Annotated in this window: 23 protein-coding genes and 2 pseudogenes; 17 read left to right on the top strand and 8 right to left on the bottom strand. The window is 62.1% G+C overall.

What is annotated here, in order from left to right; translation table 11 throughout:
* Positions 1-88 precede the first annotated feature (88 nt).
* From J3S28_RS27180 to J3S28_RS27205, 6 genes are all read left to right on the top strand, one after another.
* Positions 89-1,297 (top strand): Gfo/Idh/MocA family protein, encoded by a 1,209-nt coding sequence (locus J3S28_RS27180; protein WP_207844274.1) that lies wholly within the window; start codon positions 89-91, stop codon positions 1,295-1,297.
* A complete protein-coding gene (locus tag J3S28_RS27185) occupies positions 1,290-2,666 on the top strand; it encodes a Rieske 2Fe-2S domain-containing protein (protein ID WP_207844276.1) in 1,377 nt (458 codons plus the stop codon). Before J3S28_RS27180 ends, J3S28_RS27185 begins: the two co-directional genes overlap by 8 nt.
* Before the next feature lies 1 nt (position 2,667).
* Positions 2,668-3,651 carry an isocitrate lyase/PEP mutase family protein gene (locus tag J3S28_RS27190; protein ID WP_307797475.1) on the top strand — a complete coding sequence of 328 codons (984 nt, stop codon included), beginning with the start codon at positions 2,668-2,670 and terminating at the stop codon, positions 3,649-3,651.
* Positions 3,652-3,815: 164 nt separating this feature from the next.
* Positions 3,816-5,045, top strand: a complete 1,230-nt coding sequence (locus J3S28_RS27195; protein ID WP_207844280.1) for an ABC transporter substrate-binding protein — start codon at positions 3,816-3,818, stop codon at positions 5,043-5,045.
* A 34-nt stretch (positions 5,046-5,079) separates the two neighbouring features.
* A complete protein-coding gene (locus tag J3S28_RS27200) occupies positions 5,080-7,782 on the top strand; it encodes an ABC transporter permease subunit (RefSeq protein WP_207844282.1) in 2,703 nt (900 codons plus the stop codon).
* Positions 7,775-8,530 (top strand): ABC transporter ATP-binding protein, encoded by a 756-nt coding sequence (locus J3S28_RS27205; RefSeq protein ID WP_207844284.1) that lies wholly within the window; start codon positions 7,775-7,777, stop codon positions 8,528-8,530. The genes J3S28_RS27200 and J3S28_RS27205 overlap by 8 nt, the downstream gene beginning before the upstream one ends.
* A 45-nt stretch (positions 8,531-8,575) precedes the next feature.
* Here the strand turns inward: J3S28_RS27205 and J3S28_RS27210 are convergent, their stop codons facing one another.
* Positions 8,576-9,343, bottom strand: a complete 768-nt coding sequence (locus J3S28_RS27210) for a FadR/GntR family transcriptional regulator (protein WP_207844285.1) — start codon at positions 9,341-9,343, stop codon at positions 8,576-8,578.
* 170 nt (positions 9,344-9,513) lie between these two features.
* Between J3S28_RS27210 and J3S28_RS27215 the strand changes: the two genes are divergently transcribed.
* The 4 genes from J3S28_RS27215 (at position 9,514) to J3S28_RS27230 (ending at position 13,983) form a co-directional block, all read left to right on the top strand.
* On the top strand, positions 9,514-10,470 hold the full coding sequence (locus tag J3S28_RS27215) for an amidohydrolase family protein (protein ID WP_207844287.1): 957 nt from the start codon (positions 9,514-9,516) through the stop codon (positions 10,468-10,470).
* A 73-nt stretch (positions 10,471-10,543) separates the two neighbouring features.
* Positions 10,544-11,443: a VOC family protein gene (locus J3S28_RS27220; RefSeq protein WP_207844289.1), complete on the top strand. Its 900-nt coding sequence runs from the start codon at positions 10,544-10,546 to the stop codon at positions 11,441-11,443.
* Positions 11,440-13,011, top strand: coding sequence for a bifunctional 3-(3-hydroxy-phenyl)propionate/3-hydroxycinnamic acid hydroxylase MhpA (mhpA, locus tag J3S28_RS27225; RefSeq protein WP_207844291.1), 1,572 nt, complete (start codon positions 11,440-11,442; stop codon positions 13,009-13,011). The genes J3S28_RS27220 and mhpA overlap by 4 nt, the downstream gene beginning before the upstream one ends.
* Before the next feature lie 81 nt (positions 13,012-13,092).
* On the top strand, positions 13,093-13,983 hold the full coding sequence (locus J3S28_RS27230) for a fumarylacetoacetate hydrolase family protein (RefSeq protein WP_207844293.1): 891 nt from the start codon (positions 13,093-13,095) through the stop codon (positions 13,981-13,983).
* Between the two features lie 214 nt (positions 13,984-14,197).
* Here J3S28_RS27230 and J3S28_RS27235 read toward each other — a convergent pair whose 3' ends face one another.
* The gene (locus J3S28_RS27235) at positions 14,198-14,425 is read right to left on the bottom strand and encodes a hypothetical protein (RefSeq protein ID WP_207844295.1); all 228 of its coding nucleotides are present in this window, start codon (positions 14,423-14,425) and stop codon (positions 14,198-14,200) included.
* A gap of 13 nt (positions 14,426-14,438) precedes the next feature.
* On the bottom strand, positions 14,439-15,455 hold the full coding sequence (locus J3S28_RS27240) for a dihydrodipicolinate synthase family protein (protein ID WP_207844297.1): 1,017 nt from the start codon (positions 15,453-15,455) through the stop codon (positions 14,439-14,441).
* A gap of 118 nt (positions 15,456-15,573) precedes the next feature.
* On the opposite strand from J3S28_RS27240, the gene J3S28_RS27245 reads away from it, so the two are divergent.
* Together J3S28_RS27245 and J3S28_RS27250 are read left to right on the top strand one after the other, a co-directional pair.
* Complete coding sequence (locus J3S28_RS27245; protein WP_207844299.1) at positions 15,574-16,473, top strand: LysR family transcriptional regulator; 900 nt, start codon at positions 15,574-15,576, stop codon at positions 16,471-16,473.
* Positions 16,474-16,634: 161 nt separating this feature from the next.
* Positions 16,635-17,468, top strand: a complete 834-nt coding sequence (locus J3S28_RS27250; RefSeq protein ID WP_207844301.1) for a mycofactocin-coupled SDR family oxidoreductase — start codon at positions 16,635-16,637, stop codon at positions 17,466-17,468.
* A gap of 399 nt (positions 17,469-17,867) precedes the next feature.
* Here the strand turns inward: J3S28_RS27250 and J3S28_RS27255 are convergent.
* Together J3S28_RS27255 and J3S28_RS27260 are read right to left on the bottom strand one after the other, a co-directional pair.
* Positions 17,868-18,026 (bottom strand): annotated as a pseudogene (locus J3S28_RS27255) (ATP-binding protein); the annotation flags it as partial.
* Positions 18,027-18,029: 3 nt separating this feature from the next.
* A pseudogene (locus J3S28_RS27260) lies at positions 18,030-18,781 on the bottom strand (transposase); the annotation flags it as partial.
* A gap of 537 nt (positions 18,782-19,318) precedes the next feature.
* Here J3S28_RS27260 and J3S28_RS27265 point away from each other — a divergent pair.
* Positions 19,319-20,302 (top strand): ABC transporter permease, encoded by a 984-nt coding sequence (locus tag J3S28_RS27265; protein ID WP_207844303.1) that lies wholly within the window; start codon positions 19,319-19,321, stop codon positions 20,300-20,302.
* A gap of 139 nt (positions 20,303-20,441) precedes the next feature.
* Positions 20,442-21,017, top strand: a complete 576-nt coding sequence (locus tag J3S28_RS27270; RefSeq protein WP_207844305.1) for a hypothetical protein — start codon at positions 20,442-20,444, stop codon at positions 21,015-21,017.
* 12 nt (positions 21,018-21,029) lie between these two features.
* On the opposite strand, the gene J3S28_RS27275 is transcribed toward J3S28_RS27270, so the two are convergent.
* Positions 21,030-21,635 (bottom strand): malonic semialdehyde reductase, encoded by a 606-nt coding sequence (locus J3S28_RS27275; protein ID WP_237342196.1) that lies wholly within the window; start codon positions 21,633-21,635, stop codon positions 21,030-21,032.
* A gap of 75 nt (positions 21,636-21,710) precedes the next feature.
* On the opposite strand from J3S28_RS27275, the gene J3S28_RS27280 reads away from it, so the two are divergent.
* The gene (locus tag J3S28_RS27280) at positions 21,711-22,067 is read left to right on the top strand and encodes a winged helix-turn-helix transcriptional regulator (RefSeq protein WP_207844309.1); all 357 of its coding nucleotides are present in this window, start codon (positions 21,711-21,713) and stop codon (positions 22,065-22,067) included.
* Between the two features lie 31 nt (positions 22,068-22,098).
* On the opposite strand, the gene J3S28_RS27285 is transcribed toward J3S28_RS27280, so the two are convergent.
* Positions 22,099-22,776 carry a TetR/AcrR family transcriptional regulator gene (locus J3S28_RS27285; RefSeq protein WP_207844311.1) on the bottom strand — a complete coding sequence of 226 codons (678 nt, stop codon included), beginning with the start codon at positions 22,774-22,776 and terminating at the stop codon, positions 22,099-22,101.
* A 136-nt stretch (positions 22,777-22,912) separates the two neighbouring features.
* Between J3S28_RS27285 and J3S28_RS27290 the strand changes: the two genes are divergently transcribed.
* Together J3S28_RS27290 and J3S28_RS27295 are read left to right on the top strand one after the other, a co-directional pair.
* Entirely contained in the window at positions 22,913-24,424 is a 1,512-nt protein-coding gene (locus J3S28_RS27290) for an MFS transporter (RefSeq protein ID WP_207844313.1), read from the top strand.
* A gap of 130 nt (positions 24,425-24,554) precedes the next feature.
* The gene (locus J3S28_RS27295) at positions 24,555-25,418 is read left to right on the top strand and encodes a bile acid:sodium symporter family protein (RefSeq protein WP_207844315.1); all 864 of its coding nucleotides are present in this window, start codon (positions 24,555-24,557) and stop codon (positions 25,416-25,418) included.
* A gap of 42 nt (positions 25,419-25,460) precedes the next feature.
* On the opposite strand, the gene J3S28_RS27300 is transcribed toward J3S28_RS27295, so the two are convergent.
* Positions 25,461-26,600 carry an acyl-CoA dehydrogenase family protein gene (locus tag J3S28_RS27300; RefSeq protein WP_207844317.1) on the bottom strand — a complete coding sequence of 380 codons (1,140 nt, stop codon included), beginning with the start codon at positions 26,598-26,600 and terminating at the stop codon, positions 25,461-25,463.
* Between the last annotated feature and the right edge of the window lie 42 nt (positions 26,601-26,642).

Raw genomic sequence — 26,642 nt, forward strand, 5'->3', positions numbered from 1 at the left:
GTAATATCGTCGTGACGCGGGTCACTCTGGCTGACGCTTATGACGATCCACACGGTGTTCGCACCGATTCGTTAACCAAGGAGACAAAATGACGGGCTCATCGACACTCGGCGTGAGTGCAGAGTCGGGACGTGCGGTCATGCGCGTCGGCGTAGTTGGATTGGGCGTTGCCTTCAACTTCGTCGCGACGCGTGTATCGCCGTGGTCGCATGTCGAGTTCACAGCAGCGTGCGATCTCCGCCCTGCAGCGCTGAAAGCCTTCCGGGATGAGTTCGGTGGCGCGGTGTACGAGGACTTGGACGCCATGTGTGCCAGCGATGAGGTTGATGTGGTCTATGTGGCCACTCCCAACAAGTTTCACCGTGAGCAGGTCCTGACCGCCATCGGCCACGGTAAACACGTGATCGTCGACAAGCCGATGGCCACCACCGTCGAAGACTGTCAGGTGATGAACGATGCAGCCGAAGCCGCCGGCGTCGTCCTGCTGTGTGGTCACACTCATAGTTACGGACCGGCAGTACGGGAAATGCGCAGGATCATCTCCAGCGGTGAACTCGGTCGTGTGCGAATGATCAACACCTGGCACTACAACGAGTGGATGTACCGGCCCAGGGCTGCATGGGAACTCGACCCGCAAGGTGGTGGCAACCTCGTCTACAACCAAGGCGCGCATCAGATCGACATCGTCCGAGTACTCGGCGGCGGCCTGGTACGGAGTGTGCGAGCAACCACGGGCGTATGGGACTCTGCGCGCCCCGCGGCGGGTGCGTACACGGCCTTTCTGGACTTCGAGGACGACACCGTTGCGACCCTTGTCTACAACTCGTACGCGCATTTCGACACGGCCGAGTTCACCGACTGGCGCGGCGAAGGACCACGAACCCCGGATACCAATCTCAAGGCACGTGAACGTCTTTCGAGAATCTCGGGCGCCAGTGAGGACAGCGCGAAGGAAGGTTGGCGCTACGGTAGTGACACCCGCCCTCAGATCGGCGAGCCGGCATTGTCCAACTTTGGTCTGACGATTGTGAGTTGCGATCACGGCGATATTCGTCAGTCCGCAGAAGGCCTGATCATCCACGGTGACAACGAGATACGAACCATACCGGTGAAAGCTGACCTCGATGCCAGCAGCGGTGCCTTCCAGAACATGTACGACGTTCTGAACTCGGGTGCACCGATCTTGCGCAGCGGACGGTGGGGGGAGGCGACCGTCGAGGTCTTGCAAGCGATCATGACCTCGTCTCAGGAGCGTCGCGAGATCACCCTGGGTCACCAGGTGGCGGGCGTTGAATAGCGTCGCGCCCACGGTCTCGGGCCATTCACCGACCCGGTTCCGGGCACTCACTCCCGATGAGAACGAGTTGCTCTGCAACACCGACCGAGGTACTCCGGGTGGCGACTTCCTTCGTAGCTATTGGCAACCAGTCGCACTCGCTTCAGACGTGGACGCAGGCGGTGCGCCGGTACCGCTGGTCGTGATGGGCGAAGAACTGGTGCTGTTTCGTGACACGGACGGAAAGTACGGACTGGTCGGTCGTTGGTGCCCTCACCGCGGAGTAGATCTTTCCTACTCCCGTGTGGAGGTCGGCGGATTGCGGTGTCTGTATCACGGCTGGTTGATCAGTGGTGACGGGCGATGCCGCGAGCAGCCCGGCGAGCTCGAGCAAGACGAATACAGCGCTGAAGTCAGCCACTCCGGTTATCCTTGCGTCGTCGCGGCCGGATGCGTCTTCGCCTACCTGGGGGACGGTGAGCCTCCGGCGTTACCCGGGTACGACGTCTTCGCGGCGGATCCTGACCACGTCTTCGCGGCTCGACTGCTCTACACGGGCAACTACACGGCCGACATCGACCATGCCCTTGACCCGGGCCACGTGTCGTTCTTACATCTGCAGTTTCCCGAGTCCGAGGCCAGTGGCCGCTACGGACCGAGCGGAAGCCTGGGGATCACCGGTACCGATATGTCGGCCAACGCCTTGTACGGGCTCGACCCGTCACCCCTGGTGGAGACCGAGCGCGTCGACTACGGCCTGCGGGTCGCCGCCACGCGCCGCGTTGACGATGATCGATCTTTCGTGCGGGTGATGGAGTACATGTACCCCAATATCTGTACTGCTCCGGTGTTCGAAGACGGTTACACGATTCAGTACATCGTTCCCCAGGACAACGAATCGCACTGGCGGTTCGACATAAGTCTGGATCGGGCGACCGCGTTCGACAAGGAGCGGTGGGCGGCCATCTGGGGGGCTATGCAGGACGAGCACGGCCATTCCCATCGACGCGGTGACAATCGGTACCGGCAAGACCGTGACCAGATGGGGGACTGGTTTGCCGGCATGGGCCCTTTCCCGCCCGACCACGATGGTTGTGTGCTGGAGCAGACCTGGCCGCGTCGGCGCAGGGTCGAAGAACAGCTCGGTGCGCAAGACCGCGCGATCGCACAGGTCCGCGATCTGATGGTGACGGCCATCAACGATGTGGCACAGGGGAAGCCACCACCACGAGGTGTGCAACTGCCAGGCCACAGGGTGGTCGCCTTCTCTGCGGTCGTGGATCGATCCACAAAGTGGAACCAGCTCTACGACAAGCGTGAGGCGGCGCTCTCGCCTGTCACAGAATCGAATTCAACGACAACAGAAGGAGGTGGCGGACGTGAACGGTGATGTGAGCGAAGCGAACGCAAAAAGACGCCAATTCAGAGAACTCTTGAGCCGCGACGAAATCGTGGTGATGCCAGGGGGATTCAGTCCCATGCTCGCACGTACGGCAGAACTGGCCGGCTTCGAGAGCTACTTCCTGGCGGGGTCACAGCTTTCTGCGTTCTTGTACGGATACCCTGACACCGGCGTGGTCGGGCTGCGGGACGTGGTGGACCACGCCCGGCACATCGCGGCTCGCACCACGATTCCGATCATGATCGACTTCGACACCGGTTTCGGAAATGCTGTGAATGTCTGGTACTCCACACAGGAGGCCGTCCGCAGCAACGTTGCGGCACTGCAGATCGAAGACCAAGAGGCGCCGAAGAAGTCTGGCACCACCTCGGGGCGTCGGTGCATACCGCGCGACGAGGCCGTCGGGAAACTTCGCGCCGCCGTCGCCGCCAGAGACGAGATCGACAAGGACTTCGTCATCGTCGGACGTTGTGACGCGTTGGGGGCCGAGAACGAGACGTTTGAGGATGCGCTGGACCGGTGCGTTGCATACGCCGAAGAAGGCGGCGTCGACATGGTGTGGCTGAACTCCGTCCGCAATCGCTCCGACCTCGAACGCGCCTGTGCTCGGGTACCTGTACCCATTGCGACGATCTGGGGCGGTGAAAAGCCGGCGCCGACCCCGGACGAGCTGCAAGACCTCGGTGTTCAGGTCGCGCTGTATCCCACGATCGCTGCAACCGTCGGCATGGATGCCGCCTGGTTCCTCCTTCATGACTTTCGTCGGCGCGGACAACCCGCTCTGGACGACTGGGTTGCTCAAATGGCTGATTCGCCCTACGGCACAGCTAGTTTCGTGCAACTGACAAACACCGATCGTATCCGCGAGCTGGAGCAGAAATTCGTTCCAGCTGATCGGCAGCGTGATTACCAGTCAACCTGGGGACACGCTGAAACTTTGGGCGGCAACACCAATGGTCCGACCAAAGCCTGAACCGCAGGACGTTGCCCGGCGCGCCACTGCCTAGCCCGCCGGGCAAGCATCACCGATCTTCACAAGCGGGACACGAACTCCCAAGCGGGACACGAACCAAACAGCCCCCCCACACACGCCGGTTACACAACGACCGGCTTCTTCGGAGAACAAGGACAACTGACATGGCTCTGCATCACAAGACCGGCTGGAAGCTCGCCGCGCTGACCTCGATTGCCGCACTCGCCTTGGCGGCGTGTAGTGACGACGAGAGCAGCGGCGGTGGCAGCGAGGGCGGATCGGGCACGATCACGCTCGGTGTGGCTGCGCCCGAGAGCAACCCGCTCGCCAGCTTTCCTGAGATCAAGGCAGGAGCAGAAGCAGCTGCGGCAAAGATCAACGCAGACGGCGGCGTCAACGGCGCTCAGATCAAGATCAATTTCTGCGACACCAACGTCGATCCCAACCAAGAGGTGAACTGCGCGCGTCAGTTCGTGAAGGACAAGGTGACCGCGGTGGTCTACCCACTGTTCCTCGTCAATCCCAGCGGTGCTCAGTTCCAGGTCCTCGAGGCTGCGAACATCCCGGCGATCGGAACCGGTGGCACCAGCCCGGCCGAATACAACAGTCCGGTGGCATTCCCGCTGTCCAGCGGGATGGCAGGGTATATGTACGGCAACGTGTACAGCCTCGTGAACAGTGGTTCCACCAAGATCTCGGTGCTTGGCGACAATCAGGCCCAGACACAGGCGAACTTCGCCGCGGTCGAGGAAGCGATGAATACTGCCGGTCTGAAGCCGGTTCAGGTGGTGCCCGGCGACCCGACCACCGATCCGACGTTCGCAACCGCTGCGTCCAAGGCCATAGCAGGGGGAGTAGACGGCGTGATCGCGGCCGGTTCTCCGAACAACCTGCCCAAGATGGTGACCGCTCTGCGCCAGGCCGGTTACACCGGCACCATCACGGCCAGCTCCGGCAACGCCCCTGGAGCACTGCTCAAGGCACTGGGGAACGCGGCAGAAGGCATGCTGATCACCAGCATGCTCGCCACCCCGACCGATACCGCGAACACCGGAGTCGAGGCCTTTCTCGCAGACATGAAGCAGTACCAGCCCGATGCGCAGATCAACGAACAGTCCGAATTCGCTTGGGCAGCAACAAAACTCTTCGCTGACGTTGCCGCGGACATCGAGGACATCAACGCGCAAAAGGTCCTGGACGCGATGAATGACCTGAGCGATCCGGTAGATCTCGGGGTCACCGCGCCGTATTCGGTTGTCGGGAAGGAGTCTCCGACCCCGATCAACGATCGCATCACCAACCCGACCGTGTACATCAACGAGGTGAAGAACGGCGAGGTCATGGCGACCACCGGCGAGCCTGTCGACCCGTTCGCGGAATTGGCAAAGAAGTGACGACCGCCGCCTCGCGAGCCTGGAGGACACCGCTGTGACTGTCCTGCTGTTTGCCCTGATCGGGCTGTCGACGGGAGCCATCTACGCGATGCTCGCGTTGGGGGTGATCCTGGTCTACCGAGGATCAGGCCTGTTGAACTTCGCCCAGGGTGCCATGGCGCTGGCGGGTGGGTACGCCTACCTGCAGTTCAGTGTCCGCTGGGACCTGCCGCTCGGGGTTTCGCTCGCGATGGCGGTGGCGTTCTGCGCGGTACTGGGGGTGGCCATTCAACTTCTGGTACTCAGGCCCATGCGTGAGTCGTCGCCTCTTGCTCGACTCATCGCGACCCTGGGCGTGGTGATGGTCTTTCAGTCTGCCGCGTTCCTGATCTACGGTCATGACACTCTTTCCGTACCGTCGTTGCTGCCGACCGACACGGTCAACGTGTTCACCGACCAACTCCCGATCGGCGTCGACCGGATTTGGATCCTGGGTATCGGTTGCGTTCTGATGATTGCTCTCACGGTGACGTACCGGCGGAGCCGATTCGGTAAAGTGACTGCGGCAGTGGCCGAGAACGAGATGGTCGCGGCGAGCTTGGGCCATTCCCCGGATGTGATCTCGTCGGTGAACTGGGCTCTGGGAAGCGCATTGGCCGGACTCGCCGGCGCGCTCATCGCGCCGTTGGTATTCCTCGAGCCCACCAGCATGGTGCTGTTGGTCATCCCTGCGATGACCGCTGCCCTGGTGGGAGGCTTCTCCTCGTTCTCCATCACATTCGCCGCCGCGTTGGCCCTCGGTGTGGCGGAGTCACTGATCACGCGCTACGTCGAGACGCCCGGATGGTCGGTGGCAGCTCCGTTCATCGTCATCCTGGTGGTCGTGATCGTGCGGGGTAAGGCGCTGCCGCTACGCAGCTTCGTGCTGGACAGATTGCCTGCGGTCGGTTCCGGACGCATACGTCCACTGGTGGTGCTGCCACTGTTCGCCCTTGCTGTCATGGCGGTGGTCGGATCCGATCCCGAGTGGTCCTCTGCAATCGCGACCACGGCGTCGTTGTCGTTGATCTGCTTGTCGATCGTGGTGATCACCGGGTACGCCGGGCAGGTGTCCCTGGCCCAGTATGTGTTGGCCGGACTCGGGGCCCTGATCGCGGCGAAGCTGGCCGAACACATGTCATTCGTGCCGGCACTGATCCTTGCCGCATTGATCACTGCTCTGATCGGTGCCCTCGTGGGGATGCCCGCTCTGCGGACGCGAGGGGCGACGCTGGCTGTCGTCACCCTCGGGCTTGCCAGTGCGTTGTTCCACGTTGTCCTCAACAACGACGAGTTCAGCGGCGGCGAGGTTGGGTTGCTCGTACCGACGCCCTCGATCTTCGGTTGGGACATCGACACCTTGTTCCACGACAGGCGATACGCCTTTGTGGTTGTCGTGGTGGTCACCGTTGCCTGTCTGGCGGTGATGAACCTTCGCCGGAGCTCGGTCGGTCGCGCGCTGCTTGCCGTCCGATCGAACGAAAGGGCGGCTGCGGCGGTCGGCGTCAACGTCGCAGGAGCAAAGACATACGCCTTCAGTCTCTCAGCAGCCCTGGCGGCGACCGGAGGCGTCCTGCTCGCCTTTTCACAGTCCAACGTGTTGCCCGCTCGTTTCGACGTGTTCACATGTATCTTGCTCGTCGGTGTGACAGTGGTAGGTGGTGTAGGCTTCGCCGGCGGAGCGATTCTCGGATCGGCATTGGTGGCCGGTGGCGTTGTGACGCAACTGTTCTCGGGTTGGTCCGAGGTCGCGGACTATCTACCTCTGTTCGGAGGGATCATCCTGATCGTCACCCTCATCGTGGGTCCGGACGGGATGGTGGCGATGAACCGTCGCCTGGCCGATCCGCTGTTCAAACTCTGGCATGCCCGCTTCCCGGGTAAGCCTCGACCGTTTTACGACGCGGTCGATGGTTCGTCAGATGAAACCGTGGAGCCGAAGGAACTCGTGGTCGAGAACTTGACCGTACGCTTCGGCGGCGTCACCGCGGTTGACGATGTGAGCTTGACCGTGCAACCCGGGACGATCCATGGCGTGATCGGGCCGAACGGCGCAGGCAAGACGACGTTCATCGACGCAGTCAGTGGCTTTGTCGGTGCGCAAGGTCGGGTTGCCCTTGGTGCCCAAGACCTCGGACGCCTGGTGCCACGGCGACGAGTGGCTGCGGGGCTGTCCCGGTCGTTCCAGTCCCTGGAACTGTTTGCGGACTTGACGATTGCCGAAAACCTTGCCGTCGCCTCGCAATCGGTGGGCCCTGCTGCCTATCTCACCAGCATGGTCCGGCCGGGAAAACTGCGATTGACGGCAGCGGCTGCGGAGGCCATGCGTGCCTTCGAACTCGAGGATGTGGCACATCTGCTGCCAGATCAGGTGTCGTTCGGTCAGCGAAAGGCGGCCGCGATAGCCAGGGCCGTCGCAGCCCGTCCTTCGGTTCTCCTGCTCGACGAGCCGGCGGCCGGACTCGACGAGCACGAGGCCACCGAGCTGGCCGACCTCATCCGACGAATCGCGCAGGACTGGGGAGTCGGCGTACTGCTCGTCGAACACCGGATCGACATGGTGATGAGCATTTGCGATGAGATCACAGTCCTCACCCGAGGTTCGGTTCTCACGAGCGGTTCGCCCTCTGCGATTCGTGCCGACAATCGGGTTGCCGCCGTGTACCTCGGGGTGGCAGCAGATGCCGTGTCTGCCGGGCAAGGAGCTGAACATGACTGAAAGATCGGTGGTAGCGATGGCAGACATCGAGGCAGGAAGCCAAGGCGCCTTGTTGCAGATCGGCGGCGTCACTGCGGGTTACGGAGATGTCGCGGCCATTCGAGGGATCGACATCTCGGTGGGTGAGGGTGAAGTGGTTGCCCTGTTGGGCCCCAACGGGGCCGGCAAGACAACCACGCTGCTGGCGGCCGCCGGAGTCTTGCCGTGCAGAGACGGGGCGATCCATTGGCGAGGTGCGGTGATGCGGAAGCCACTTCATCAACGCGCGAGAGCAGGATTGGCATTCGTGCCGGAAGAGCGCGGCGTTATCCGTGCTCTCACAGTTCGACAGAACCTCGAGATCGGCCGGGGTGGGGTGGACGCGACACTCGAACACTTCCCAGAGCTGCGTCCGCTGCTGGAACGCCCCGCCGGGTTGCTCTCGGGGGGTGAGCAGCAAATGCTGGTCGTCGGCCGGGCGCTCGCGTCGCAACCGAAGGTTCTCCTGGTCGACGAGCTGTCACTCGGATTGGCGCCGTTGATAGTCGAGCGCTTGTTGGTGGCGTTACGTGCTGCGGCGGACGATCTGGGAATGGGGGTGATCGTTGTGGAACAGCAAGCCCGTCTGGCTTTGCAAACCGCAGACCGGTGGTACCTGTTCAACCGGGGCGAAGTCACGGCGTCCGGAGACAGGACGGTCACCTACGAGGACTTCGAGACCATCTACATGGAGCACATGCTGGGAGGTTCGCACTCCGAACGTGCGTGAACGCGCGAGGGGCGAACGAGATCGATTGGGCGGATGACCGACAGGTCATCCGCCCAATGTGCCGAGTGCGTCCCGGATCTCGGTCAACCGGGTTTCGATTATCAGTTGTGCAGCGGTGTGATCGCCCTGGGCCACCAAGTCCAAGAGTTCGCGGTGAGAACTCATCACTCGGCGGATTGCCTTGTCGACTTCCTCGGCGGGGTTGTTCTGTGCCACATGAAGATACAGCGGGGCCAAGAGGAGACGGAGCGACTGGAACAAGCTTGTCAACACGCGATTGCCCGACGCCTCGACCAGCTCTACGTGAAGGGCGATGACACGTGGCACGAAGGCCTCGATGCGAGTTGGTGTGGAGTCCTCGGCCATATCGCGTGTGAACGAATCCAGGCCGGCCTGCAACCTGGCGATATGGACGGGAGAGATGCTACTCGTGGCCATGCTGATCGCCGCCTTCTCGATCGCGACTTGCGCGTCGAGCACCTCCTGTGGGCGCATCCCCGTGAGTGCGAATTGAATGGCCAGAGTGTCTGAGAGCTTCTGTGTCGCATGCTTTCCGATGTAAACGCCGCCTCGGGGCCCTACCCGCACGTCGACGGCCCCCAGGGCCTCGAGTCCGCGGACGGCATCGCGCACCGCCATTCGGCTCACACCGAACTCCTCGGCGATCGTCTTTTCCGTACCGAGCCGTTGCCCGGGTTGTAGGGTTCCAGCAACAATGACCGACGTGATCTGAGAGATGATGCGCGAGGCCATGGTGGTCCCCGAAACCGCGTCCCAGCTCAAAGTCCCCAGGGGCGGTGGACCGTCACTCACGTCCGGCATCGTGTCTTCCGCTCCTCGTTGTCCTGTAATGCACCTGTGATCGCATGACCACTTGCTGCGACCTCTTGTAGTTTCGACAGTACGGCATTATTGTAATATCGATAAACACGGTCCGCGGGTTCTCCGTGTGATTGTCTCGACAACCTCAGAAAGAGTCTCCGATGAGTAATGCCTTGAAGGGATCCATCGACGTCCACGGGCACTTCTCCTCAGGTGGTGGACCGCTGAGGGTTGACCCGAACTCGTTCGAGGCCAGCCTTTTTGCCGCCCCGCCCGCGCTGTCGTGGAGCGTTGAAGACGCAATCACGTTCATGGATGACCGTGGCATCGCTGCCCAGATGTTGTCCAATGCGGTCGTCCTCACGCCAGAGCAGTCGCGACACGACAACGAGTTCGCCGCCGAGCTCGTCCAGCGGTATCCGCAGCGATTCGGTCATTTGGCGCATGTTCCCATGCAGGATTCATCAGCGGCGCTTGCTGAGATCAAGTATGCGGGAGACGAACTCTCGGCCGACGGGTTTGTGATCGCCACCAACTACGACGGTCGTTACCTCGGCGATCCCTCGTTCGATGAGGTGTTCGCCGAATTGAACAGCAGGCGAGCGACTGTCTTTGTTCATCCAGTTCATCCAGCCGGCTTCCAACACGTCGCCTGTGGACGACCCGGCCCGGTCATGGAGTTCACCTTCGATACTGCGCGCACCATCGTGGACGCGATCTTCGCCGGCGTTTTCGAGAAGTACCCCGATATGCGGATCATTTTGTCGCACGCCGGCGGCGTGCTTCCTGCGGTGAGCGGGCGGGTAGCCCTCGCCGGTACGCTGCCCTTCGTCCACCACCCGGAATCCCTGACTGCTGAATCGATTCGCGCGCAGGTGAGCCGCTTCTTCTACGACACCGCTATCGCCGCCGGACCGGAGTTGATCCGTCCGGTACTCGATGTGGCCGGCGCTGAACAACTGGTGTTCGGGACCGACTACCCACCGGCGAGTGTGGGCGTCATCGACAGCAACATCGAAACTCTGCTCACCACCGGCGTGCTGTCGGATGTGCAGATCGTGAACATGCGCGAGACGGCGCTGTCGTTGTTCCCGAACCTGGCCGCCCGTCTCGCGTAGCCATCACCCGGCGAGCGAACCCCACCCTGGGTACAGCTGTGGCGTCGGGTCGTATGAAGTTAGAGGAGTTCAAGTGGTAGCACATCGTGTGGTCTCACTGACCCGGCAAGTCCCCGATTTGGAAGCGGCAAGCCGGTTCTATACCCAGTTCGGTCTCGAGCAGACGGGTCCTGGGGTCTTCGGCACAGTTCTGGGGGGTGATCAGCTATTCCTGAAGGTCGGACCCCGGCCACTGATAGAGAACATCGTGGTCGGTGTCGACTCCGAGCAGGACATCGAGGACATCACCTCCCGTATCGAGAAGCTGGGTGTGGCGGTGACCATCGAGGGTCCGGCAAGATCCGCCATCGAGCCTGTCACGGGCCTTCTGTTCACATTCGTTGTCGCCGAGAGACTGCCGAGCGACCCGGTCGAGGAGAAGAGAACTTCGGCAGACCGCCGGGACCTCGTACCCCGGCATGCTGTTCGCCCTCTACGACTGGGACATGTCGTCATCGGATGCCACGATGTCGAAGCGGCGAAAGTATTTTTCATCGACGGTATCGGGATGCGCCTGAGCGACTACGTAACCGGCGGTCCTTTCATGCGTTTCGAGACAGATCACCACAACCTGGTACTCGTGCCGGCTCCCATGACCCTGCTGCATCACACTGCATGGAAAGTGCGAAACATCGATGAGATCGGTTTCGGCGGCTCTCAGATGATCGAGAACCACCCGGAGCGGCACGCCTGGGGTCTGGGGCGCCACGCCGCGTCCGCCAACTACTTCTGGTACCTCAAAGATCCCGCGGGTGCATTCGCGGAGTACTACTACTCCGAGATGGACGAGCTGGCCGATGGGCCGACCTTCTGGGATCCCGTGCCCGAGAGCGAGGGGCTACCGGTAGCTGTCTGGGCGTCACCCCCGCTGGTCGACAAGCCTCTTGTGCCGGAGGCGATGCCCGCGCCCATCCTGACGGCGGACAGCCAGTGAACAGTCCGGATGTCATAGTGATCGGCTACGGGCCGACGGGAATGTCGTTGGCGGCGTTGCTGGCTCAGAGTGGTCACGACGTGATGGTGCTCGAACGTTTCGAGGGTTTGTTCAACCTTCCTCGAGCGGCGACGTTCGATGATGAGACGATGCGGTTGTTCCAGAAGCTCGGCATTGCCGATGAGGTCATGGAGGGCACGAGGGTCCAGGTCGAGTACGACTGGGTCAACGCCGAAGGGCGGGTGCTGATCCGGCATCTGTTCGCCGAGCGCGGTGTGTCCGGATGGCCACAGGGGTTGATGATGTATCAACCTCGACTCGAGGCATGTCTGGATCGGCTGTGTCGGGGAACCGAGCGCATCGAAGTGCTACATGGTCATCGTGTGGTCGCCGTCGAGCAAGACGAGGAGAAGGCGACCGTCACCGCAGAAACCGCCGATGGAAGTACGCGGTACTTTTCTGCGCCGCACGTCATCGCCTGCGACGGTGGGAACAGTACGGTTCGGCAATTGCTCAACATCGAACGCGACGACCTCGGATTCCACCAGCCCTGGTTGGTCTGCGACTTCGAACTCAAGCGCGACGTGGGTTTGCCCAACGCCCAGCAGCTCGGAGACCCGAAGCAACCCACGTCCATTGTGTCAATCGGCACCGACCATCATCGATTCTCTTTCATGATCGATGATCCCAAAGCGGCAGGGGAGGTTTCCGAGGAAGAGGTATGGCGCAAGGTCTCCCGTTGGATCGGACCCGATGACGCTGACCTGATACGGATCGCGCCGTATGTATTCGAGTCTCGGGTGGCGCAGTCGTGGAGTGAAGGCCGTATCCATCTCGCCGGTGACGCGGCACATCAGATGCCACCGTTTCTGGGACAAGGGATGTGTTCGGGCATTCGAGATGCTCACAACCTCGCCTGGAAGCTTGACCTGGTGCTGACCGGCCAAGCCGACGAATCTCTGCTGACCACATACAAGTCGGAACGTGAACCGCACGTCCGCGGGATCACGCTCAAGGCGGTGGAGCTGGGCCGCATTCAAACGATCCGAGATGAGAAAGCAGCGCAGGCCCGGGACGAACAGCTTCTGGTCGGCGACACCATGAACGTCCGACCCGCAGCATTCGTCTCTCCCGCATACGAACTCGGCTTCCTGACCGGACGGCATGGGGACGCTTCGCGCGGTGAGCTGTTCCCACAGTCGGTGGTTCGGTCACCGGATGGATCGGAGCGTTTGCTCGATGACGTGGCAGGCAACGGTTTCGTCCTCGTCGTCAGCGACGAAGAAGTCCTGGGCGACGGGTCATTCGCAGACGATTGGATCAGTGCAGGCGTACCGGTACTGTCGTTGGATTCTGCGAGGGCGACGCGAGATGGCAAGGCTTTTCCGGTGAGTGATGTCGAGAACACGTATTCGGCGTGGTTCGCAGACCGGCATTGTTCTGCCGTCCTCGTGCGCCCTGACCACTATGTATTCGGATCCGCTGGTGGCGGTGACGAGCTGGCCGGACTCCTGTCTGAGTTCGAGCAGACTGTACGTCCCCGGGACCTCGCCGCCACAGAGCTGTAGACGGCAGACCGTCGGCATCATCGGAGGCGTTTGTGCGCCCCCACCGTCCGTAACCATCCCCACCACCAAAGTAGGTTCAGTATGAAAATTGCAAATAACGGCGGCAGAACGGTACTGCTGACGAAATCAGGCCCTGTCGATGTTCACGAGGCCAGTGCCGGCAAGTTCGGCCCAGGCCCATCAGCCGTGTTCGAGCACTGGGAAGAGTTCCGCGCCTGGGCGGATGCTGAAAGCAGTGCGGTCGGCAGTATGAGCGAGGGCGACCAGTCGGCATGGCTGGACACCGTAGGTGAGCTCGGCGCACCCAGTCCACAGCCCCGGCAGGTGTTCGGCGTTGGGTTGAACTACAAGGGCCACATCGCCGAGGCCGGCATGAAGGAGCCCGCGCACCCGCTGGTTTTCACCAAATTCGCGTCGTGCATTGTCGGAGGTGACCAGATCACCGAGCTGCCCGAGGGAGGCGTGGACTGGGAAGTCGAGCTGGCGATCGTCATAGGTGCGGATGCACACCGAGTCGAAGAAGACAAAGCGTGGGATTTCGTCGCAGGCTTGACCCTGGGTCAGGATCTTTCCGAGCGCACTCTTCAGCACTCCGGTCCGGCCCCGCAGTTCGGGCTCGCCAAATCGTTCCCCGGATTCGGCCCCATCGGACCTGTACTCGTGACACCCGACGACCTACCCGACCGAAACGACCTGGAGATCGGCTGTTCGATCAATGGCGAAACCATGCAGCTGGGCAGAACTGGCGACATGCTGTTCAGCGTGGCCAGTCTGGTGTCGTGGTTGTCCCACGCCGTCCCGCTCTATCCGGGCGATGTCATCTTCAGCGGAACGCCGTCGGGAATTGGTGCCACCCGTACACCTCCCCGCTTCCTCGATGAGGGTGACGAGCTGGTGAGCTGGCTCGAGGGCGTTGGGACGATCCGATCGAAGTTCACCGGCCCTCGGTACAAGGGGCCGAAGCTCAGCTGAGCAGTTCTATGCTCGTGCAGTAGTACAACACAACCGCGTAGCGCATGCCCGACACCGGGCCGCGCTGCGCGGTTCTGTTGTGCGACAAGGCGAGTGGATTGACTATCTTCTTGCGTGATGGATTGGCGTCCCTTCCGACATGAATCGGCTCCCCGAACCGCAAAGAGCCCGCTGCATCCCTGTGAAGGGGTCGCAGCGGGCTCTTGTTGGTCTGTCAGGCCTGAACACCGTCCGCAGGCTCGTTGGCATAGGCCTCGACGGCGGTGAGGTCCGTGCACTCGGTCCGGTACCACCTGGGTCGCCGGGCTTCTGGACCCTCACCAGGATCGACCGCAAGGCACATGGCCGAACCACGACCCACTTCCTCCAACCCGCGCATGATGAACCACCAGCTGACGGCGATGAGGTAAACGCAGCGCCTGTGATGCACAGTTCCGCTCATTGGGTCTGCTCCTCTATCCTGCAGTGATGTTTTTTGCGAGGGCGGCAGCGATCTCTTCGTCCGACCGCACGGACAGGCCGGTGTCGAGCAGCAGCTTCTTGATCTCGATGATCTCGAACTCGTGAGGTCGCGGCATGGGCGCCCGCATGAGCGGGTTGTCGATGAAGCCGCGCAGCCAGGTGGCCACCTTGTAGCGAATGTGAAGGCGCCCGTAGTCGGCAAAGATGAACTCGTGCAGAGCCGACAGGCCCGAGTGCCAGATCTTGGTCGCGCGCGGCACATCGCCCTCCCGCCACGCGTTGATGTGATCGATCATCGGTTCTACTGCGTAGTTGAACCCGCCTGAGCTGGTTCCGTCGAACGCCCCGTCGGCCAGATTCTCATGCATGTTCACCGCGAGTGCTGAGTAGATTCCGACCTCACGGTCGGCTGCGCGGATGACCCGCGTGATGGCGCGATACCCGTCGTAGTTGTAGGTCATCTTCCAGCCGACGACCTGGGGCACTTCTTCGATGATCTTGCGGGTGATCCCGGCTGAGAGACCGGGACCGAACTGAAGTGTCACCCGACCCACCGGATGCAGTACTTGTGGCAGATCCACCTCTGCGGCAATGGCTTGGAGGATGTCGATGAAGACCTCTGGGTACGCGTCCGGGTTCCATGCCAGGGTGATGTCGCCGGCGCCGATGGGAGGGAAGACGAACAAGCCGTCGACGCCGAGTTCAGCTGCATCCTTTGCACATTGGACATACCCAGCCGTGGTGACGTGTACCACGCCCGCGAGGACGGGCGTACGGCCGGCGACCTCGTCGAGTACGACCCGGACTGCTTCGTTGCGTTCATCGCGGTCGAGGGTGAAGAGTTCTCCGGCTTCGGGATTGGCGATGATCGCAACCCCGGCCTCGATGTTCTCCGGCGTCAGGAAGACGCGTAGAAGGCGACGGTAACCGTCCCAATCGACTGTGCCGTCCTCGAGGAAGGGGAGGACCGGAGTGATGAACAGATTTTTGAACGGGACGTGCGTAGGCATGAAATCTCCATCGAGCATAGGATTCGAGTGTCGTGGATCACATGGAACAGCAGGTAGGGCCCAGTAGTCCAACACATAGTTGAGATGACTCGCCATTCACAACATGTATGATCCGTTGGTGGACGGACGGCTTGCGAACCTCGACCTCAATCTGCTGGTGCCTCTACAAGCGCTGCTGCAGGAACGGCACATCACGCGGGCGGCCGCTCTTATCGGCATCACGCAGCCCGCGATGAGCAACGCGCTACGTCGAGCGAGGGCTGCCCTCGGTGATGAGCTCCTCGTCCGTTCAAAATCGGGCTATGCGTTGACACCTCGTGCCGAGATGGTGCGTGAGACCCTCAACGAAGTACTCCACACCATCGACGACCGAATTTTTCAAAGCCCGCAGTTCGACCCTGAGTCGAGTGTCCGGCGATTCGTTGTCGGCGCATCAGGTGCAACCGTGTACGCCGCGCTACGCCCGATCGTCGCCCAGGCGACTGCGCGAAACCGGCGCGTCTCTTTCTCGTTCGTCGATGTGACCCGGGCGGTTGCCTCGCTGTTGGACCGGCCTGATGTGGATCTGATCCTGCTCCCCGAAGTCATTCCCACCGAGCACGCGCGCGAACGCCTCTACGACGAGACGTGGTCGCTGGTCGTCTGCGCCGAGAATCGACAGGTCGGCGATCGGGTGTCCGAACATCAGCTCGCCACGCTGCCGCGAGTTGTGTTCGAGTCCGATGGCTTGCGCACCCACGCGGAGTTGGCTCTCGCGTCCTTGGGTGGGCTGGCGCCATCGACTGTGGTCAGTGGCGACTTCTGGTCGCTCTTTCATCTCATTGCGGGCACGCCCTTGATCGGCTGCGTTCAAACGACGATCGCCAGGAATCTCGCCGCGAACAACGGACTACGCATTGTCGAACCACCGACGCCCCTTCCAGGGTTCGGCATCGACATCGTGCGAAATCCCCTCAGGCGCACCGATCCCGCGGTCGACTGGCTGATCGGCGAGCTGAAGAGGGCGACGCGGGACTGAGGTTGCAAGTCCGAACTTTGTTCGATCACCTGCTCCCTCCGGCGAGGCCCGCCTCTCTGCGATTTCACGGCGGCGTGACTTGACAGATGACGAACGAGGCTCGATCATTCAGTGATCGGCGTCACCACATTATTATAATATCGTCTAGTATCGGAGTTATCATGAGTCGTCTCGCAGGCAAAGTAGCGTTCATCACCGGGGTTGCCCGAGGGCAGGGCAGATCGCACGCGATCCGGATGGCCGAAGAAGGCGCATCGATCATCGGCGTCGACAGCCTCGCTGATGTGACGTCAGCGCCGTATTCACTTGCAACGCAGGAAGATCTGGATGAGACGGTCGTCTTGGTCGAGAAGGCCGGCGGGAAGATCGTGGTCAAGCAGGCCGATGTTCGAGATCAGAACGCACTCGACGCTGCAGTGGCTGAGGGACTCGATACCTTCGGATCGTTGGACATCGTCTGTGCGAACGCCGGCATCATGCCGTCAATCGTTCCCTCGTGGGAGTGGTCGGAAGCCGATTGGCAGGAGACTCTCGATGTGGACCTCGGGGGCGTATGGCGAACCACCAAAGCCGCCATTCCGGCAATGCTGGCAGGAGGCCGGGGTGGATCGATCATCCTCACGAGCTCCGCGCTAGGCCTCAAGGCCGCTCCGGGTCTGGTCGGATACGTCGCGGCAAAGACGGGAATCGTAGGCGTGATGCGCACGCTTGCACTGGAATTGGGCGGTTCGGGTATCCGGGTCAACTCGGTTCATCCGACAACCGTGAGCACTGACATGATCCTCCACGACAACTTGTACAAGGCCTTCCGACCTGACCTGGAGGCTCCCACCAGGGAAGATGTCGAGCCAATTTTGCAGACCACCACAGTGCTGGGCATCCCTTGGGTTGAGGCGGGAGATGTCACCGACGCAGTGGTGTGGCTTGCCTCGGATGAGTCGCGGTACGTCACCGGTGTCACCCTCCCGATCGACGCAGGCAACGGCGTCAAGTAGGGACTCCAACGAAGGACTCCATGGCCACCGAATCCGTACCCGCCGCTGGCAGTGCACCTCTATCCGTCTTTGGTACCGAACGATAGAGACCTCGGGGTCCGGTGGTGGTGGCAGGGCATACGGCGCGGCTGATTCCGCAGTTGCTCTCGGAGAGGCCTGGGCGGGGGTAACACGTAGCGTTGCGGTTGGTGACGTGGCCCTCGCCCCGGTCGGCATCGATGCCGACTGTCAACGGTCATCGGGAACTGCCCATGTGCGGACTTGAAAACTGCCCGTAGGCGGCCAATAAGAACTGCCCGGTGGCGGACATGAATCTGCCCATGCGGCGGTGCCCGCTACCGGTAGGTCGCGGTAAGCTCAAGGCTTTGACCCCCTGTCCGTGCAGGGCTTGGGCGAGGCGGTCGCGGTCGCCAACGTTTTAGGCATCAGCTCGTCGAAACCGCTCGGGTGCAGGTTCGAGGAGATCGCCACCGACCGGCGTTCGTAGGCCGCTTCCACGATCCGATAGAGCCCCTCGGCGGCGTCAGCAACGACGGGCAAGAGCCCGACGTCATCAACAATCGCGTACTGCGGTTGCAGGTTCGTCTCGGTAGGCACGATGTCAGCTTTGGCGAGTTTGACGGCGTTCTCCACCCCGCCTTTGGAGGCCGGCTCGCACGTCAGCACCGAAATGCCGTAGTAGCGGCCGAACGTCACCGCGTGCCGATTACGGACCGGAACCCCAGCGACGTGCCCGGTCATAACGGTCTTCTCGTTGTCGGTCAGCAGCTACGTCGGGGCGCCGCCGACGATCCGTAAGGCGCGGTCCAGGCCGGCGAACACGCTCGGCCCGGTCCGGTCATGCAGAGCGATGACGATCCGAAAGCGGCACCACGCCAACCACGCCACCAGCAGTACCACTTTGCGGCCACCCACGACTGGCCCGTCACCGAAGTCATACTGCAGCCACAATCCGGGTTCGGTGACCCACGGCCGGTGCACTCGCGTATTACCCAGGCGCCATTGAGCTTTGATCTCCGCCAAGGCTCGGCGGGTGGTGCGTTCGGTGCCGGTGTAGCCCAACGCGGTCAACCGTTCGTGGGCTTTGTCGCCGAGGATCTTGCCACGCGAGTCCTGCACCCACTTCTCGAGGTTCGGTATGAGTTCGTCGATCAGACGGGCACGGCGGACCTGCGGTTCGAGGCCGGCGTCGCGGTCTTGACCGCCTTCTTGACTGTGTGATGCGAGCAGCCGCACAGCTCGGCCGCCGCGCGATACGACCCGGTTAGATCGTAGGCCTTGAGTATTTCCATGACTTCTCCGTCAGACTTCAATGTGGTCTCTCCCGTGGGATTCGATACGACTAGGCATCGACATCGAAACCTCGGGAGAGGCCCCCACGGCGCAGACGCGCCGCACAGGGATCAACAGGTCTGGGCAGATTCATGACCGCCTACGGGCAGTTTTTCATGTCCGCCGACAGCCGACCCCGCCGAGTCGAAGCCGAACCCGCTCTTCCATGGCTTGCAACGTCGTCCTGTCACCGTCTTCGACCGTGCCATCACTGCCCTCCTATCGGTCGTATCAACGCATATCCATCACACCTCACCAGCAGGTGCACGGAGGAGACCTCGTCCTCGTACTTGCCGCAGTCGAGGCCGCTCTACTTGCCTGACCGTGTTCACTCTCTTCAGCACCCGCCTCACCTGGGTGCGCCGTGGGCTGGGGGCGGGTGTGTCACGTTGCCCGCCAGGCGTGACCTTCCTCTCTACAGGGCACTCCGGGGTTGACGCCGATCTCTAAATGGAGCAATATCCTCCACATGAGTTAGTGGAGAAAAATCCTCCACTACAACGTGAGGGGAGTTTCTCATGAACCGCAAATTGATCGGCACCCTGCTCGGGTTGGCCGCGGTCGTGGTGCTGATGGCGATGGCGTTTGTTCTACCGCTCAAAGCATCCGGTGCCGACGGACTGCCTGTCGGCATTGCCGGGTCCGCGGAGGCGACAACGCAGGTGGAACAGTCACTGGCGACTGCTGCTCCCGGCGACTACGACTTCCGTTCGTACGGATCGGCCGACGAGCTGCGTGCAGCCATCGAGGACCGGGAGATCGTCGGCGCGATTGCCGTCGCTCCTGAGAATCCCACCGTGATGGTGACCTCGGCCGGAGGTCAGCAGATCGCGCAGAATCTTCGCGGTGTCGGCACGGTGATGTCAGCGCAAACGGGGACTGAGTTCGTTGTCGAGGACGTCGTTCCGACCACGTCGGACGACCCCACGGCCGCTGGTATCTCGGGCCTGGCCTTGCCCCTGGTGCTGGGTGGCATGCTCCCTGCGGTTGTGTTGGGACAGTTGCTGCCCCGTAAGCCGCTGAGTCAGGCGCTCTATGCCGGTGGCTTCGCGATGATCGCCGGGTTTGCGCTGGGGGCGATCCTGCGGTTCGGCATTGGCACCTACGACGGCAATTTCGTGCTGGTCTCGCTGGGATTGGCGCTGGGCATGTGGGCAATCAGTTTGCCGTTGATCGGCCTGAAGGCGAACTTCGGGTTCGCAGGTTTCGGTGCGGGCGCGGCGACGATGATGATGGTCGGCCAGCCGTTGTCGGGGATCGCATCCAGCGCGTACTGGTTGCCGTCGGGATGGGCCGGGTTCGGTCAGCTCCTCCCGCCGGGAGCGTCGGCGACGCTGCTGAGGTCGCTGGCATTCTTTGATGGCAACGGCGGCGGTGTCGCACTCGTGACCATGCTCTGCTGGGTGGTCGTCGGTGCGGGCCTGGTGCTGGTCGCTCGCAAACGCACACCCGCCGACGAAGACAGTGACACCACGCCACAGCAGGAGCCCGTCCTGGTTTGACGGTTCCCGCTCGAACAGAACCCATCCGCCCTCCCCGGTCACCGACCGGGGAGGGCGGGCGTGTGAGATACAAGAATGCGGGCTGGTCAAAAGCGCGGCATTGCCCGGCGCGGGGCCCACGCGATGGGAGGATCATGTGGTGAGGTCATCGACGGCGGCCGCGTGGCCACAGGTTCTTTCGCGTCGGCTTCGGCAAAGGGCGAGCGGGCCGTTGCCGCCGCGCCGCGCCGCGAATAGGTTGACGGCGTACGTCTACGGCAACATTTTGACGTTGGCCTCCGTCGCGGTGGTGACTCCGCACGGCATCGAGGACGGTACCGCCGCCGTCATCGTTGTCGGTGCCGCCGTGACAACGTTCATTGCCCACGTATTCGCCGAACTCGTTGCGCACTCGAACATCCCCGACGCCGATGGTCTGTCGAGCACGAGCGCCCGCGCGATTCACATGGGGGAAAATTTGAGAGATGCGGTGCCGATCGCGTCGTCGGCGTTCCTGCCGGCGACCTTTCTGGCACTCGGGTGGGCGGACGTGATGTCGACGCAGTGGGCGCAGCTGCTGGGCAGCGCTGTGGTCATCGCGCGAATCGCCGGCGTGCAGTTGGCGACCCAACGCATCCGCGGTAACGGTCTATCGCTGCGCTTGGTGGTCGCAGCTGTGGTCAGCGCGATCGTTGCGGCGGCCATCGTGCTGGTGAAGGTGTTGGTGACGCACTGAGTCGCGGAAGACTCAGGCGAACTCGAGGACGACGTCATCGTCGAGTCGGGGTAACCGGTCCATCCACGGGTTATCGCCGGGGTGCCCGATGTTCACCACCAGAACGGACTTCCACCGACCATCGGCAAAGAACTCCGAATCCACACCGGCCGAATCGAACCCAGCCATGGGCCCGGCGTGCAGGCCTACCGATCGCACCGCGAGGATGAAGTACCCGGCCTGCAGGGTGCTGCTGAAGGTGCCCATAGACGTTCGCATCGCATCGTTCTCTGCGAGAACGTCTTTCATCTCAGGCCGGAAGGGCAACACGGTGGGTATGTGTTCGTGGAAAGACGAATCCATTGCAAGTACCGCGGTGACCGGCGCAGAACGGACTTTGTCCACGTTGCCTTCGTTGACGTGGGCGAGCAAACGCTCCTTCGCGTGGTCGGTGCGAACGAACAGCACGCGCAGCGGCTGGACATTCGCGGCAGTGGGAGGCCATTTGGCAAGCTGCCAGATCTCCCTGAGATCGTCGTCGCTGACCGGTTCGTCGCTGAACGAAGTGACGGTTCGTGCGTCGTGGAAGAGCAGGGATCGCGCAGGGTCGTCGAGAGCGGTAAACGGACTGCTGGACATAGTTACTCCCATTTGGTTAGTTACTAGTAAAAACATAGCAACTACAGCAGCGCACACGACTTGTACGATGTGGCCATGTCCGTCAAACCGAAACCGGTTCACGAACCGCGCGCGTGCGATGGCGCCTTACGGCGAGCTTTCGACTTCCTCGGGAAGCGATGGAATGGTGTTCTGCTCGGCACCCTGATGCGCGGACCGGCCGGGTTCGCGGAATTACGATTTGCCATCGATGGCATCAGCGATTCTGTGCTGTCCGGCAGGCTGACGGAGCTTTCCGACGCCGGCCTGGTGACCCGATCGGTGGACCCGGGGCCTCCCGTTGCGGTCTCCTATCGGCTGACCGAGTCGGGGCAGGCGCTGCTTCCGGCGCTGACCGCGCTCACGAAATGGGCGTCGGAAAACCTGCCGTCGCCGGGTGGCGAGGCGGCATAGCGGGGAGCGGGCCGGCGAGGGTCTGGGGCTTTCAGTCGCCGCTGGACGAGAGCCGACGGTGCGCCGCATCGTTGATTTCACGTTCATCGACCGCGGCCGGCGCCGAGATGTCGGTGGGTACCGTTGAATCGCTCCGCATACCGTTGATCAGCAGATAGAGGGTGCGGCGCCACAGATCCGGATGTTCGGCCCCGCCGAAGTCTCGAACTGCGCCGAGAGCTATCAACAGAACCGGAAAGTCGCTGGGCTCCACGAACGTTCTGAGCCACCCACCATCCTGGGCGGCGCCGACCATTTTGGCGATCAATGGGTTGAGGCGTTCGAGAGCGTGGACGCCGTGCTCGCCTGGCGTGTGTGCGCCCTCCAAGATCAGTTGCCGCAGCCCCTTGTTCGCCGCCATACTCTCAGCGCCCTCGATCACGAATTGCAGTAGAGCGTCCGCAGGATCGCGCGTAGCCAGTGCCCGTTGAGCCACCTCGATGACTTCGTCCGTCTTTTCGACGAACAGCGCATCGATGAGTCCATCCTTGTCACCGAAGCGCCGGTAGACCGTGCCGACACCGACCCCGGCTCGGTTCGCCACGTCGGCCATCGTCGTCTCGAGGCCCTTCTCGGCGAACACCTCCATCGCGACGGCCGAGATCTTCTCGGCATTGCGAACGGCGTCACGGCGCAACGGGCGAGCCTCCGGGGCTCCGATTGTTGTCATGGTCACTCTCACTTCGATCCGGCGTTGTGCTCACACTCTACCTGATGCGGAATGCAATGTTCCGCTTTGTCCGCTACTGTACGACATGAAAGCGGATTTACTGATTCCGTTTATAGGCGAGTAGGGAGGAACTGACATGACGGTTACATCGCCCGACAAGCCGGCGTCGCGCGCCGGAACCAAGGTGGGCAATAAATGGTTGATCTTGGCCGTGCTGGCCGTGGCCCAGCTGATGGTCGTGCTCGACGCGACGATTGTGAACATTGCACTGCCGGTCGCTCAGGAGGATCTGGGCTTCAGCGACGATTCCCGCCAGTGGGTGGTGACCGCGTACTCACTCACCTTTGGTGGACTACTTCTCCTGGGCGGTCGGATCAACGACCTGTTCGGGCGAAAGCGAACGTTTCTGGTCGGACTGATCGGTTTCGCAGCAGCCTCCGCGCTAGGCGGTTGGAGCCCGAGTTTCGAGGTGCTCGTGGCCGCACGTGGCCTGCAGGGCGTGTTCGGTGCGCTGCTTGCTCCGGCTGCGCTGTCCTTGATGACCGTCACCTTCTCGGGTGATCCAGATCGGGGGCGGGCGTTCGGAATCTACGGCGCGATCTCCGGTGCGGGAGGCGCTATCGGTTTGTTGCTCGGCGGGGTCCTGACCGAGTACGTGTCGTGGAACTGGACTCTCTACGTGAACGTGGTGTTCGCGGCGCTCGCGGTGGCCGGCGCGCTGCTGTGGCTACCGAACCGTGAAGCGTCGGACGCGAAGTCTCCTCGACTGGACCTGATCGGCACGGCGTTCGTCACGACCGGTTTGTTCGCTGTTGTCTATGGACTGGCCAATTCCGAGGTCAACGGGTGGTCGGACACCTGGACCATCGCATTCATCCTCATCGGGTTGGCTCTGTTGGCAGTCTTCGTGGTTGTCGAGACGAAGGTCGACAACCCCTTGCTCCCGATGCGGGTGGTGATGGATCGAGTGCGTGGGACGTCGTACCTGATCATGCTTATTTCGGCGATCGGGATGTTCGGTGTGTTCTTGTTCCTCACGTACTACATGCAGTCGAGCCTGGGCTACAGCCCGGTCACCACCGGTGTGGCCTTTTTGCCCATGGTCGGTGCGCTGGCCGGGGTCGCCTCGGTGATGGGCGGCCTGGTCAAGCGGCTCAGCCCCAAGTTGATCGTCGGCGGCGGATTGGCGGTCGCAGGGGTTGGAATGGTCCTGCTGACGGGAATCGACGTCGCGAGCGACTATCTGACCGAGATCATGCCTGGCCTGCTGTTGGTGGGCGCCGGTCTCGGCGCGGTCTTCGCCACGGCGATGGGCTTCTCGACCGCGGGCCTGCAGAACGAGGACTCCGGAGTGGCTTCTGCCATGGTCAACACCGCCCAGCAGGTCGGCGGTTCCATCGGGATCTCGTTACTGTCGAGCTTCGCGGCCACCGCCGCCACCAACTACATCTCCGACAACACCCCGACCGGACCGGTGACCGAGGCCGGTATGGCGGCAATTGCGCAGAGTGCTGAAATAGCCAGCTACACAACAGCATTCTGGTGGGCCGCCGGGTTCTTCTTCGTCGGAGCGGTGCTGGCTGCTGTGCTCTATCCACGCGAGGCCCCGGAAACAGATCCGAATGCGGCGCCGGTGATGGCTCACTAGCCGTCGCTACGGATGACAGAACAGTTCGGCACTCACCTCGAGGGTGGGTGCCGGACTGTTTGGTGGCGTCGGCTGCCGAAACCAGTGTTTGGTGAGTGACAACCCACTCTTTCAACATTATAGTAATACTGTGGACTCCCCCCTTGTAACGGTCGGCCTTCCCATCGCACTCGGAATCATCATGTTCGGCCTGGGGCTGTCCCTGACGATCGACGACTTCAGACGTGTGAGAGAACACCCGCGGGCTGTCGTCATCGCGCTTGTATGTCAACTACTGCTGCTACCTGCAATCTGCTTCGGACTCGTTGTGGCACTGGATCTACCGCCGCTGCTGGGAATCGGGATGATGCTGCTTGCTGCGTCGCCGGGTGGCACCGCGGCAAACTTGTTCAGCCATCTGTTCCGTGGCGACGTGGCGCTCAACGTCGCACTCACGGCGGTCAATTCGGTCTTGGCGATATTCACGCTGCCGATCATCACCAACCTCGCCATCAGCTACTTTGACAGCCCGGATTCGGTTTCCCTGCAGTTGCGAAAAGTGGTCGAGGTCTTCGTGGTGGTGCTTGTGCCGGTACTGCTCGGAATGTTGGTGAAGTCGAAGAGGCCGTCTTTTGCAGCGCGGGCCGACAAGCCGGTCAGGATAGGTTCGGCCGTGATTTTGGCACTGCTCGTGATAGTCATCCTCATCGACCAGCGCGAGGACTTGGGCGGCTACTTCGCCGACGTCGGCTTGGCCACTGCGCTGTTCTGCGCCGCGAGTCTGGTGATCGGTTACGCGGTGCCCAAGGCATTCGGCGTCACCGAGAAGCAGGCCATTGCATCGTCGATGGAGATCGGGGTGCACAACGGGACCCTGGCGATCTACATTGCCGTCGAGGTGTTGGACAGCACGGAGATCTCCGTTCCCGCGGCGGTGTATTCGCTGATCATGGTCGTATTCGCAACAGTATGGGGTTATGTGCTGACCCGGCCGCGGATCGCCGTGCTGAGATGATTCCACCATCTGCCACAGGCTTCGAATACACCGCCGGCGACCTCAGGAATGGATCCCTTCGAGCTTTGTGATCACCTGAAGCATGATTTCGTCGGCACCGCCACCGATGGATGTCAAGGCCATGTCGCGATAGAAACGGGCGGTCCAGGTCTCCTCCATGTATCCGACACCTCCGTGGAACTGCAGACAGGCCGCCGCGACGTCGTTGGAGAGCTGACCGATGGTGAGCTTTGCGACGGTGGCATAGCGGGTTGTGTCCTCACCCCGCATGTGCGCTGCCGCGCAGGCGTAGTTGTAGTGGCGAAGCATGTCGAGCCGTGCGTAGAGATCAGCGAGGCGAAATGCGATGTGCTGCCGGTCGATCAGCGGGGTACCAAAGGTCTTGCGCGTCTTGAGGTAGTCGGTTGTTCGGTCGAGCGCACGCTGAATGCGTCCGACGCGGTCGTAGGCGCCACTCATGCGTTCGGCTTGGAATTGGTGCATTTGCTGCTGGAACCCGCGACCGACCTCGCCGATCGTATTCGCGATGGGTACGCGGCAGTTGTCGAAGCTGAGTTCGGCAGTATCTGAGCTCCGCATCCCGAGTTTGTCGAGTTTTCGCGAGACGGTGAACCCAGGAGTGTCGGTGGGCACGACTATTTGGGTGAAGCCGCGCTTGTTGTCAGACGACGTGCGGGCAAGCAGACACACCCAATCTGCCTGCACCCCATTGGTGATGTACAACTTCGAGCCGTTGATCACCCAGTGGTCGTCTTCTTGGACTGCGCGCGTGCGCAACCCGGCGACGTCGGAACCGGCATCTGATTCGGTCACCGCAATCGAGCACACCATGTCTCCTGCGAGGGCCGGCGCGAGATAGCGACGTTTGAGCTCGTCGGAACCGTATTCGTGCAGCGAAGGTGTCGCCATGTCGGTTTGAACCCCGATGGCCATCGCTATGCCCGCTGCGTCGATGCGGCCGAGTTCTTCATGGAGCACCGCGGTGAACAGATGGTCGGCGCCCTGTCCACCGAACTCGGGGTCGTATTCGAGTCCGAGCACCCCGAGCTGTGCGAGCTTGGGGAATAGTTCGTGAGCGGGAAACGCCCCCTGGGCCTCCCAGGTGTCGACGTTCGGCTGTATCTCTCGATCTACGAAGTCCCGAACCATCTTGCGAAATGAGTGGTGTTCTTCAGTGAACATTGGTGCTCTGCTTTCGATTGGCTGCGACATACCTCAAGCGAG

It is taken from the genome of Williamsia soli, from assembly GCF_017377795.1.
Classification (GTDB): Bacteria; Actinomycetota; Actinomycetes; order Mycobacteriales; family Mycobacteriaceae; genus Williamsia; species Williamsia soli.